This window comes from uncultured Intestinimonas sp. (assembly GCF_944387245.1).
In the GTDB taxonomy this organism is placed as follows: Bacteria; Bacillota; Clostridia; order Oscillospirales; family Oscillospiraceae; genus Intestinimonas.
Map to the genome: position 1 here is coordinate 1 of NZ_CALXEE010000071.1, position 11,896 is coordinate 11,896.

11 protein-coding genes are annotated in these 11,896 nt (G+C 63.4%); 5 read left to right on the forward strand and 6 right to left on the reverse strand.

What is annotated here, in order from left to right; translation table 11 throughout:
• Nucleotides 1-39 precede the first annotated feature (39 nt).
• The 5 genes from Q0K15_RS09085 to Q0K15_RS09105 form a co-directional block, all read right to left on the reverse strand.
• Nucleotides 40-1,098 carry a hypothetical protein gene (locus Q0K15_RS09085; RefSeq protein WP_294515503.1) on the reverse strand — a complete coding sequence of 353 codons (1,059 nt, stop codon included), beginning with the start codon at nucleotides 1,096-1,098 and terminating at the stop codon, nucleotides 40-42.
• Nucleotides 1,099-1,286: 188 nt separating this feature from the next.
• A complete protein-coding gene (locus Q0K15_RS09090) occupies nucleotides 1,287-3,014 on the reverse strand; it encodes a phospho-sugar mutase (RefSeq protein WP_294515505.1) in 1,728 nt (575 codons plus the stop codon).
• A gap of 96 nt (nucleotides 3,015-3,110) precedes the next feature.
• Nucleotides 3,111-3,593 (reverse strand): 23S rRNA (pseudouridine(1915)-N(3))-methyltransferase RlmH, encoded by a 483-nt coding sequence (locus tag Q0K15_RS09095; protein WP_294515507.1) that lies wholly within the window; start codon nucleotides 3,591-3,593, stop codon nucleotides 3,111-3,113.
• 10 nt (nucleotides 3,594-3,603) lie between these two features.
• Nucleotides 3,604-4,389, reverse strand: coding sequence for an MBL fold metallo-hydrolase (locus Q0K15_RS09100; RefSeq protein WP_294515509.1), 786 nt, complete (start codon nucleotides 4,387-4,389; stop codon nucleotides 3,604-3,606).
• Nucleotides 4,390-4,482: 93 nt separating this feature from the next.
• A complete protein-coding gene (locus Q0K15_RS09105) occupies nucleotides 4,483-5,784 on the reverse strand; it encodes a UDP-N-acetylglucosamine 1-carboxyvinyltransferase (protein WP_294515511.1) in 1,302 nt (433 codons plus the stop codon).
• 302 nt (nucleotides 5,785-6,086) lie between these two features.
• Between Q0K15_RS09105 and Q0K15_RS09110 the strand changes: the two genes are divergently transcribed.
• The 5 genes from Q0K15_RS09110 (at nucleotide 6,087) to Q0K15_RS09130 (ending at nucleotide 11,670) form a co-directional block, all read left to right on the forward strand.
• Entirely contained in the window at nucleotides 6,087-6,623 is a 537-nt protein-coding gene (locus Q0K15_RS09110; RefSeq protein WP_294515513.1) for an NUDIX hydrolase, read from the forward strand.
• Between the two features lie 34 nt (nucleotides 6,624-6,657).
• Nucleotides 6,658-7,362: a response regulator gene (locus Q0K15_RS09115; RefSeq protein WP_294515515.1), complete on the forward strand. Its 705-nt coding sequence runs from the start codon at nucleotides 6,658-6,660 to the stop codon at nucleotides 7,360-7,362.
• A 285-nt stretch (nucleotides 7,363-7,647) separates the two neighbouring features.
• Entirely contained in the window at nucleotides 7,648-9,426 is a 1,779-nt protein-coding gene (locus Q0K15_RS09120) for an ATP-binding protein (protein WP_294515518.1), read from the forward strand.
• Entirely contained in the window at nucleotides 9,416-10,798 is a 1,383-nt protein-coding gene (locus tag Q0K15_RS09125; protein WP_294515520.1) for a hypothetical protein, read from the forward strand. The genes Q0K15_RS09120 and Q0K15_RS09125 overlap by 11 nt, the downstream gene beginning before the upstream one ends.
• Nucleotides 10,799-10,875: 77 nt before the next feature.
• Nucleotides 10,876-11,670: a hypothetical protein gene (locus Q0K15_RS09130; RefSeq protein WP_294515522.1), complete on the forward strand. Its 795-nt coding sequence runs from the start codon at nucleotides 10,876-10,878 to the stop codon at nucleotides 11,668-11,670.
• Nucleotides 11,671-11,772: 102 nt separating this feature from the next.
• Here Q0K15_RS09130 and Q0K15_RS11150 read toward each other — a convergent pair.
• A partial coding sequence (locus Q0K15_RS11150) for an IS3 family transposase (RefSeq protein WP_365933745.1) occupies nucleotides 11,773-11,896 on the reverse strand: 124 nt, incomplete at its 5' end.

Below are 11,896 nucleotides of genomic sequence, written 5' to 3' on the forward strand. Positions count from 1 at the left end.
TTCAATTCAGTTCAATTTGTCTTGGGGGGCCTTTTTTCTTTACATCAGGATAACACCATAATCATAGACACGTACACTTTTCCCCGCACTGGTGCTAAAGGACAGTCTGGTTGTCAGGCTCCCACTCAGACCTCGCTCCAGGGTAAATGCGCTCTCGGTGCAGCTTGTCCCATCCGAATTGACGGTAGTACGGGTAGCGGTACGGGTCATGGAGATCCAGCTTCCACCGATTTGGAGGGAGAGGGAAGCGGTACCGTTCAGGTGCCGCACCCAGGCCACCGCCCGCTGGGCAGTGACACCGGGCGAAACGGCCACGGATACCATGGACCCGGCGGTGCCCACCTTAGGGGTGAAGCTCAGGCGAACTCCCATATTGTAACTGGAGTGTGCCACCGATACGGTAATGGTGCTGCTGCCGGAATGTACTTCGAAGCGATAGGTGACCCCCACCTCAATCGGCATATTTACGGTAACACTGGCGATGCCCTTGAGCTGGCTCTGGGCGATGGGGGTACAGACCAGTTCCTGCCCACCCTTTGAAATGACCAGCGTACCAGAGCCCTGGATGTACGTCTCCACCTTGGTGAGGGTCCCGTTGCCACTGGCCGTCCAGTCCAGCCCGATTTTGTTGTTGGTGCTCAGCATAAAGGTATAGTCGCAGCCGAAGGCCACACTGGATTGCTGTTGCCCCACCGCGTCCAGCAGCAGGGAGCGGTTTGGGCCGTCCCAGTTCATACTGTTCAGACTGGCGATGCCGCTTTGGTCCCGGAAGCCGTCAAAGAACAGCGCCTTTTTCCAGCCCGTGACCTTGCCGTCATAATAGTTTTGTAGCATGAGATTGTAGACGTTGTAGCTCACCGGCTCCAGGTCCGCCAGGGCCCGGTCGGCCGTGATTTGCGCCGTGCTGGCGGCGCTTTGGGCGGCGCTGGCCCAAGCCTGAGCTTGTCCCAGCACTTTCTGATCTCCCGCTTCGGCGGCCCCCTCCGCCGCCTTCAGCGCCGTGTTGATCTTGGAGAAGTCCTCGTTGAAATCGGTTCGCAGGAACTTGTCCTCCGGTATCCACTGGTACAGCTGATAGTTTGGTGTATATGTTGCCATGTTAGCATCCCTCCTCAACCATAGTTGTACCAGCGGGAAACGTTGTATTTACCATTAATTACCAATAATTTGTTTATCCTTTTTCTCGTCCGGGTCCCATAACCCGGACCAAAACCAAACGCAAAGACAAAAACAGCCCCGCCGTCTCCCTTGGGAGACAGCGGGGCTGTCGTCATTTTGGTCTGTGCTCAGCCCTTGAGGGACTCCGCCCAGACGGCGTACTTGGCCACCTTCTCGTCGCACTCGGCCTGGGTCGCACCGTTGGCCAGGATGTAGACCTTGACCTTGGGTTCGGTGCCGGAGGGCCGGACGATGAGGCTTGTGCCGTCGGCCATCTCATAGCGTAGCACGTTGGAGCCGGAGAGCTCCATGGCGGACTTGGCGCCGTCGGAGACGTTGAACACAGAGCCGTCCTTGTAGTCCTTCTGCTGGAGGACCGCCACACCGGAGATCTCCACCGGGGGGTGCTCCCGCAGGCCGGCCATCAGGTCGGCCATCTTTTTGAGGCCGTCCAGACCGGGCATGACCAGGTTGAGGGTCTTCTCGGCGTAGAAGCCGTACTTCTCATAACACTTCTGGAGGGCGTCGTACAGGGTCATGCCCTGCCCGGCGTACCAGGCCGCCATCTCGGTGAGGCACAGAGCGGCGGTCACCGCGTCCTTGTCCCGGACGTAGTCGCCCAGCATGTAGCCGTAGCTCTCCTCGTAGGCGAAGATCACCTTGCCCTCGCCGGCGTTCTCCAGCTTGTCCTTCTTCTCGGCCAGGAACTTGAAGCCGGTAAAGGTGTCATAGCAGGCCAGGCCGTTGGTCTCGGCCACCTTCCGGGCCATCTCGGTGGTGACGATGGTCTTGAGGGCCACCGGCTTTTCCGGCATCTTGCCGGTGCGCTTCTTGGCCCCGATGAGGTAGTCCAGCAGCAGTACGCCGGTCTGGTTGCCGGTGATGGTGACATACTCGCCCTTGTCGTTCTTCACCATGATGCCCACACGGTCGGCATCCGGGTCGGAGCCCAGGATGAAGTCGGCGCCCTCCTTCTTGGCCAGGTCCACCGCCAGGTAGAAGCCCTCGGGGTTCTCCGGGTTGGGGGAGACCACGGTGGGGAAGTTGCCGTCCACCACCATCTGCTCGGGCACGCAGATGACGTGCTTCATGCCCAGGCGCTTGAGCACCTCGGGGATGAGCTTGTAGCCGGTGCCGTGGAAGGGGGTGTAGATCATCTTGAAGGTGTCGGCCACCTTCTCCACCGCCGCCTTGTCGTTGACCTGGCCCATGACGTTGGCCAAAAACTTCTCGTCGGTCTCCGCCCCCATGAGGGTGATCATGCCGCTCTTCAGAGCCTCATCATAGTCCATGCGGACGATGGAGTCGAAGAGGTCCAGCTCGGCCATCTTCTTGGCGATGGCGTCGGCGTGGTGGGGGGGCAGCTGGGCGCCGTCCTGCCAGTAGACCTTGTAGCCGTTGTACTCCTTGGGGTTGTGGCTGGCGGTGACGTTGACGCCGGCGATGCAGTGGTACTCCCGGACGGCGAAGGACACCTCGGGGGTGGGGCGCAGAGACTCGAAGAGCCGCACCTTGATGCCGTTGCCCGCCATGACGCAGGCGGTCTCCTTGGCGAACTCGGCGGAGTGGTTGCGGCAGTCGAAGCAGACGGCCACACCCCGCTCCATGGCCTCCTTCCCCTCGGCCTTGATGACCTCGGCGAAGGCCTGGGTGGCGTGGCGGATCACGTGGACGTTCATCTGGTGCAGACCCACGCACATGGTGCCCCGGAGTCCGGCGGTGCCGAACTCCAGCGGGGCGAAGAAACGGCTTTCGATCTCCTTTTCGTCGCCGGAAATGCGCTCCAGCTCGGCCTTCTCCTCGGCGGACAGGGCGGGGCTGTGGAGCCACTTTTCATATGTATCTCGGTAGGACATTGGAAGAACCTCCCATCATCTTTGCTGTTCAAATTATAGCACAATCACCGGGTAGACTACAATGGTTATTTGTTGAAAACTGACAGAGAAACGGCTTCACTTGTGGTAATCGGAGCCCTCGTTGATCTTGAAGGCCCGGTAGACCTGCTCCAGCAGCATGACCCGGGCCAGGTGGTGGGGAAAGGTCATGGGGGACATGGACAGCTTCACCCAGGCCTGGGCCTTCAGCGAGGGGTGGAGACCGTAGGAGCTGCCGATGAGAAAGACCAGGTGCCTGGCGCTGCTCAGGCTCCAGTCGGACACCAGTTTGGCCAGGTCCTCGCTGGAGCACGGCTTTCCCTCCACGCAGAGCGCCACCAGACTGGAGTTGGGGGGCAGCTTGGCCCTGACGGCGGCGGCCTCCTTCTCCAGGGCGACGTCGATCTGGGCCCGGGAGGGGGACTTGGGCAAGCGCTCCTCGGGGAGCTCCGTCAGGGTCAGGCGGCAGTAGCCCCCCAGCCGCTTGACGTACTCCGCCGCCGCCTCGGTATAGAATTTCTCCTTCAGCTTTCCCACGCAGAGGATGTGTACGTCCAGCATGGCGGCCTCCTTATACGGTGTAGACGGGTCCGGTCTGGTCCCTGGGAGCCACCGCCAGGGTGAGGGCGGCATCGTCGGGACCGTAGGCGCTGAGGATGGTGTTCACGGCGTCAAAGGCCCGCTGGGGGGTATTGTTCTCCCGGGATAGGTGGGCCAGTACCACGGTGCGGGCGCCCCCCTGAACGGCGCCCAGGGCCAGTGCGCCGCCGTCCTCGTTGGAGAGGTGTCCCCGCTGGCCCAGAATCCGCTCCTTCAGATAATAGGGGTAGGGTCCGGAGCGGACCCACTCCACGTCGTGGTTGGCTTCTACCAGCACCAGCTGGGCCCCCGCCATGCCGTCGCGGACGGCCTGGGTCACCACCCCCAGGTCGGTGACCAGGGCGGCCTTCCGGTCCCCGCTGGAGACGGCGAAGCCCATGGGCTCGGCGGCGTCGTGGGAGATGGGGAAGGTCTCCACGTCCAGCCCTCCCACGGTGAAGCTGCTCCCCGGGGCGCAGGGGCGGACCACGTCCTCCAGGGCGGCGATGCGGTAGCACAGCTGCCGGGCAGTGCCGGGGCTGGTGTAGACCGGCAGGCGGAACCGTTTATGTAAGGTGGCCAGGCCGGAGATGTGGTCGGAGTGCTCATGGGTGATGAGGACCCCGGCGATGGACTCGGGCGGGATGTTCAGTCCGGCCAGGGCGGTGCAGATCCGGCGGCAGGAGATACCCGCGTCCAGCAGCAGATGGGTCTCCCCGTCGGAGAGCAGGGCGCAGTTGCCGGAGGAGCCGCTGGCCAGTGTGGTCAATGTCAGCAATGGTGATCGCTCCCAGTGTTCATGTCAGTATGCTTGAAACGTGCAAAAAACATGGGCGGCAGGTCCTGAAACCGCCGCCCTCATGTTCCATTCTCAGCCCACGGAGGCCTGGGCCTTCTCCTCGTCGGGGGTGACCACCACGCGGATGTCGGCCCCCACGCCGGAGAGCTTGCGGACGATGTCCTCATAGCCCCGCTCGATATAGTGAATGCAGTCCACCTCGGTGGTGCCCTCGGCGGCCAGACCGGCGATGACCATGGCGGCGCCGGCCCGGAGGTCACAGGCCTGCACCGGCGCGCCGGTGAGCTTGTCCACCCCTTCAATGACGGCGATCTTGCCGTCCACCTGCACCTTGGCCCCCATGCGGCGGATCTCGTCCACATAGCGGTAGCGGCTGTCCCAGACGCCCTCGGTGATGACGCTGGTGCCCTCCGCCAGGCAAAGGGCCACGGCGATCTGGGGCTGCATGTCTGTGGGGAAGCCGGGGTAGGGCAGGGTCTTCACGTTGGTGCGGGTGAGCCGGCGGTTGGGGTCCCGGCGGACCAGCACGGAGTCGTCGGACTCCTCCACCTCCACACCCATCTCCACCAGCTTGGCGGTGATGCAGTCCAGATGCTTGGGGATCACGTTCTTGATGCGGACCTCGCCGCCGGCGGCGGCTACGGCGGCCATATAGGTGCCGGCCTCGATCTGGTCGGGGATGATGGAGTAGGCGCCGCCGCTCAGGCGGTCCACGCCCCGGATCTTGATGACGTCGGTGCCGGCGCCCATGATGTCGGCCCCCATGGAGTTGAGGAAGTTGGCCAGGTCCACGATGTGGGGCTCCTTGGCGGCATTCTCAATGATGGTCATGCCTTTGGCCAGCACGGCGGCCAGCATGATGTTCATAGTGGCCCCCACGGAGACGATGTCCAGATAGACCTGCCCGCCCTGGAGACGGCCCCCCTGAGCCCTGGCGTTGATATAGCCGCCGCTCACGTCCACGTCGGCCCCCATGGCCACGAAACCCTTGATGTGCTGATCGATGGGCCGGGCCCCCAGGTGGCACCCGCCCGGCGGCGGCACCTGGGAGAAGCCGAACCGGCCAAGCAGGGCGCCGATCAGATAATAGGAGGCCCGGATCTGCCGGGCCATCCCGTCGGGTACCTTGGCGTTGCGGATGTGGGTACAGTCGATGTCCACCGTGGTCCGGTCCACGGTGCGCACATCGGCGCCCAGCTCCTGGAGGATCTTCAAAAGAAGGGTCACATCGCTGATCTGGGGAATGTTCTCGATCCGGCACACACCGTCCACCAGCAGGGCGGCGGGAATGATGGCCACCGCGGCGTTTTTGGCGCCGCTGATCTCGATCTCTCCGTACAGCGGTCTGCCCCCGTGAATCACATACTTCGTCAAAACCGCACCTTCTATTCTCCTCGCACCCTCCGGCTCGCCGAAAGGGGCGCGTCAAGGGCCGGGAAATGGTTCCAGGCCCGGTAAATGTTTCTTTTACAGGCGGACGCTCACAGGTGCCCGCTCCGATGCGATGATATTATACCATCCCTAGTATGTAAAAGCAAAAGAAATTTTACACGAATGTTACGGCTTTCTCCACTGGAAATCTTTTCTTTTGCCGGGGTGTCTGAGACTGCCGGTGATTGCAGTCCACGGCAAACCGTGGTATACTGATTTTGATTCTGCAAACAGGAGCGGTGGACATGGAAATGTATGAAAAAACGGTATCCAGCAAGCCGATCTTCAAAGGCGTCATCGTGGACCTGCGGGTGGACCGGGTGACCCTGCCCAACGGCGCTGAGTCAAGCCGTGAGGTGGTCTCCCATCCCGGCGGCGTGTGCGTGGTGCCCTACCACGACGACGGTACCGTCACCGTGGTGCGGCAGTTCCGCTACCCCTTCGGCAAGGTCATCACCGAACTGCCCGCCGGCAAGCTGGAGCGCGGAGAGGACCACCGCCTGGCCGGCATCCGGGAGCTGGAGGAGGAGACCGGTCTCACCGCCGATTCCTTTGAATATCTGGGCGGACTGCTGTCCTCGCCGGGCTTTTCCGACGAAGTGATCCACCTCTATCTGGCACGAGGGCTCCACCAGGGCCCCTGCCACCCCGACCCCGACGAGTTTCTGGAACTGGACCGGGTGCCCTTTGAATCGCTGCTGGAGGAGGCCATGAACGGCCGGCTCCAGGACGCCAAGACCGTGGCCGGGCTGCTCAAGACCAAAGTGCTGCTGGGCCTGTGACCGACACCGACATGGACAAGCTGGGAGGCGTAAAATGGGAAAGACCATTCTGATCGTGGAGGACGAGAAGAACATCGTCGACATTCTCAATTATAACCTGACCAAGGAGGGCTATACCGCCCTGGAGGCCTACGACGGGGAGGCCGGGCTCCAGCTGGCTCTGGAGCAGGACCCCGACCTTATCCTGCTGGACCTGATGCTGCCCAAGAAGAACGGCTTCGACGTCTGTCGGGAGATCCGGCAGGCGGGGCGCACCACCCCCATTCTCATGCTCACCGCCCGGGAGGAGGAGACCGACAAGGTCCTGGGCCTGGAGCTGGGAGCCGACGACTATATCACAAAGCCCTTCTCCATGCGGGAGCTCATGGCCCGGGTGAAGGCCAACATCCGGCGCAGCAACATGGTCCCTGCGGAGCCCTCTTCTAAACCGGCCTCCGGCCGCCTGGAGCTGGGGCGCATCACCATCGACACCGACCTGCTCATGGCCTATAAGGACGGCGCCCCTCTGGATCTGACCCAGCGGGAGTATGAGCTGCTGAAATTCCTGGCCTCCAACCCGGGGAAGGTCTTCTCCCGGGAGGCCCTCATGGAGAACGTGTGGAACTACGAGGGCTACGTGGGCGACGTCCGGGCGGTGGACGTGGCCGTCCGCCGCCTGCGCGAAAAAGTGGAGGACGACCCGGCCTCTCCCCAGTTTGTGGTGACCCGCCGTGGCCTGGGTTATCTCTTCAACGCCTGAATTCTCAAACTGCTCGGGCCGGGCCGTCCGCCACTGGGCCCCATCGCAGATGGGACCGCCGTCAGGCGGTACAGGGTGCCTGCGGCACTCTGGCGCAGGGGCAATTCACTTGCCCCGAGCATGCGAAGTCATATGCGGGGGTCCCCATGCGGCTCCCGCCGCATGGGGAAATGGGCGACCCTGCAAGTCCTCAGTTCGTAGTGACCAGACGCGGTCTGGGTTACCTCTTCAACGCCTGAGCATCTCCCACGCCCCAATCACGCCTGAGAAAGGAGGTCCGCTCCCATGTTCCGCTCTCTCCATATGAAGCTGGTGCTCATCATGGTGCTGCTCATCATCTCCCTGATGACGGTAGTGGGCGCCTTTCTGATGAACGCCGTGGTGCGGTACTACCTGGACGATTTCAACACCCGCATGAGCAGCATGTTCTCGGCTCAGGACCTCTATGAGGACCTCACCAGCCCCTATGAGGGGGAGGAGAACGGTGTGGAGGGTCTCCAGGACGTGCTCAGGGCCAATATGGGCGAGTTGGGCGTGGACGGGCGTACCCGCTACTATTTCATTCTGGACGGCACCACCGGGGCCTATCTGGCCGGCTCTGACGACCAGCTGGGCCAGAGTCTGGACAAGAGCCCCAACGTGCTCAGGGCGCTGGCCACCGGGGAACCGGCCACCGGCAGCGACATCACCGCCGACTTCATGGACGTGGCCATCCCCATCACCCGGGGCGAGGTGCCCTACATCATCCAGATCTACGATAACCGTCAGACGGTAACCGAGCTCAACAGCTCCATCTTCATGCTCATCATCCAGGCGCTGATTTTCGGTCTCATCTGCTCGGTGCTCCTCTCCTTCCTGCTGGCCAAGACCATGATCACCCCCATCGAGCGGCTCACCGCCGGCGCCAAGCGGGTGGCCTCCGGAGACTTCTCCCGGAAGCTGGAGGTGGCCTCCAAGGACGAGATTGGCGTGCTCACCGCCACCTTCAACTCCATGGCCCGGCAGCTCCAGGCCACCATCCGGGAGGCGGAGAACGAGCGCAATAAGCTGGACACCCTCTTCCTCCACATGACTGACGGCGTGGTGGCCTTCAGCCGGGAGGGCGGGGTGATCCAGAAGAACCCGGCCGCCGAGGACATGCTGGGCCGCCGTATCCTGCCCGAGGACACCTATGAGAGCCTCTTCGGGGACCTGGCGCCTCTGGACCAGATTCTGAGCCTGGAGCAACCCAGCTACCAGGAGGCCGAGCGCACCGCCGGCAACCGGAGTCTGGAGCTGCTGCTGGCGCCCTTCGACCAGGAGAGCGGCCAGGGCGGCGTGATGGTGGTCATCCACGACGTCACCACCCAACGCCGGAATGAGGAGATGCGCCGGGAGTTTGTGGCCAACGTGTCCCACGAGCTGCGCACCCCCCTCACCAACATCCGCAGCTACGCCGAGACTCTGGTGGACAGCGCCGGGGACATCCCCCCCGCCATGGAGAAGAATTTCCTGGGGGTCATCCTCAACGAGTCCGACCGCATGACCCACATCGTCCAGGATCTGCTCACCCTGTCCCGGTTCGACTCCGGCCGCAGCGAGCTCAAGCTGGAGCGTTTCTCCTTCTCCGCTGCCGTCCGGGACATCTACAACGCCGTGCTCATGGACGCCCAGCGCCACGGCCACACCCTCACTCTGGAGATCGCCGCGGATGTACCCGACATCGTGGGCGACCGGGACCGGGTGCTCCAGGTGATGATGAACGTGGTCTCCAACGCCATCAAGTACACCCCCGACGACGGCCAGATCGCCATCTCCGCCGGCCGGAACCCCCTGCGGGTGTGGATGGAGGTATCCGACAACGGCATCGGCATCCCCGAGACCGACCGTCCCCGTATTTTTGAGCGCTTCTACCGGGTGGACAAGGCCCGGTCCCGGGAGTCAGGCGGCACCGGCCTGGGTCTTTCCATCGCCAAGGAGATCGTGGACCGCCACGAGGGCATCATTGCCCTGGTGGACCGGCCGGGCCCCGGCACCACCATCCGCATCGAGCTGCCCATCGAGGGACCTGCCCATGGGAAATGAGAAAAATCGCCCCCTCATTGAATGGGGGAAGAACGTGCTCATCGTACTGCTGGCCCTGTCGGCGCTGTACCTGTTGGGCCGCACACAGCTCTACGTAGACGGCGCCGCCAGCGGCGGCCACCTGCTGTCCGGTCTGAAGTCCATTTTTTCCGAGGAGGAGCCCGTCTCCCCCAGCCAGGTGCTGGGGGACTGGAGCCAGGGCACCCTGCCCCGCCCGGTCCGCATGGTAGTCCTCACGCCTCAGGGCAGCGCCGGCATCCAGTACGACAACACCGCTCTGGACAGCCTCTTCCTGGAGTTCACCAACCCCCTGGCCGACGCTCTCACCGGTGCCGGAGCGCCGGAGCAGGTCAGTGAGGAGGAATTTCAGGCCGCGCTGAGCTCCCAGCGGCCCGGGATCTATCTGGATCTTCTGGGGCGGGTGCCACTGGCCAACCTGACGGCCTGGATCAGCGGTGGCCGGGCAGTGAACGCCGATCTGACCCAGAGCGTCCGCCGGATGCTCCTCACCCTGGAGGAGGACGGCCGGGTGATGCTCTATTTCATTGACGAGAACACCGGCAACTGCTATGTCTCCGAGACGGCCTCCGATCTGGCCCAGCGGCTGGAGCGGTTTGTGGCGGGGGTCTCGCCCAACGGCGCCTCCTTTGCCTTCCAAAGCGGGGAGGCCTATGCCAGCCTGGCGCCCTACACGCTGCTGGGGGGCGGTGTCCCGCCCCAGCCGGACCGGTTCTCCGTGACCAATCCGGTCCCCATCACCGACGGCGCGGAGGACTACGGCGACGCCTTTGAGGCTCTGGTCCGGAGCCTGTCCTTCCAGCCCCAGTCCATGTCCTACCGGAGCCGGGACGGCGTCACCATCCAGGAGGGCTCGGAGAAGCTGCGCTTCAGTAACAGCGGCCAGGTGACCTACGAAGCCGCCGAGCGCAGCGATCCCCGTTTTCCCCTCCAGGGCCTGAGCCAGAACCCCGCGGAGTGGGAGCTGGTGGGGAGCGCCTGGGCTTTTGTGGAGCGTGTTTTTCAGACCAGTTCTGCCTCCTCGCTGTGCGGGGACGCGCGGCTATATGTCCAGGGTCTGGAGGAGACGGAGGACGGTGTGGCCGTCCTCATCGGCTACCAGCTGGACGGCGCCGCCGTGCTGGTGGGGCAGCTGGGCTATGCCGCCCGCATCGAGATTTCCGACGGCGCCATCACCGGGTTCCAGCTCCAGCTGCGCAAGTACACCTATTTGCAGCAGGGGCCCCAGGTACTGCCGGAGCTCCAGGCCACCGCCGCGCTGGAGGCGCAGAAGGCCCAGGGCTCGGAGCTGCTGCTCTATTACTATGACGATCTGCGCGGCGACGAGGTCACCGCGGACTGGGGCGCGTTCTGAGTCCGCGCCGCGAGAGGAGGTGAGGCATCCTGGAGTGGTCTAAGCTGAAGAACATCATCATCATCATGCTGGCCTGCGTGAACCTTTTTTTGCTGGTGCTGGTGCTCCACCGCCAGCAGGAGAGCCAGAGCTACTCGGAGAACGCCCGGGAGGATGCCATCACCGTGCTGTGGAACACCTGCCGGATCGAGCTGGACCGTGAGCTGCTGCCGGAGGAGATGGAGCTTTCACCCATGGTGGTGCAGCGGGATCAGGCCCTGGAGCAGAACCAGGCCGCCGCGCTGCTGGGTGAGCTGACGGCCACGCCGTCGGACTCCATGCGGTATGAAGGTGCCAAGGGCACCGCTCAATTTTATATCAACGGCGCCTTTTCCGCGGAGTTTATCCAGGGGGCCTATCCGGTGGGCGAGAGCACGCCGGAGGAATTTGCCCTCACCCTCATGGAGGGGCTTGGGATCGACGCCCAGGTGCAGATGGCTGACACCGCCGCCTGGCCCCGGCAGGCGGTGGTCATCGTCCGGGAGGGCTGGGAGGGTGTCCCCATCTTCGACTGCACCGCCACGCTGGTTTTTCGGGATGGAGAGCTGCGGGAGATCCAGCGGGACACCAGCCACCGCCTGGTGGGCACGCCCCAGCCCATCAGCGGTGAGGGCTGTCTGGACACGGTGACGCTGCTGCTGCGGTTTGCCGACTATGTCAAGCAGAACAGCCGTGTGTGCAGCCAGATCACCGGCTTTTCCGCCGGCTACACCATGGACGCCCAGACGGAGCCCACCCGGTTGGTCCCCACCTGGTACGTGACCACCGACAACGGCACCTACTACTGGAACGCCGTCACCGGCGACATCCGCCCGGAGCAGACGGACGCGTGAGAACGGAACGCAAAATAAAAATCCCCCGGCCAAGTGAACTGTGAACTGCCCCAGATTGTGCGGGCAGTACAAAAAAGAGCCCTTAGTAGGAACGATTGAGTTTTAAGCGGAGAGGCGTCGCGCAAGCGGCGCCTCTCCATTCTTTAACCGGATGCGCTCATAATTGTAAAAGTGGATATAACGGTCAATCATCTCGTTGGCCTCGGAAAAGGTAGCTGGTTTATGT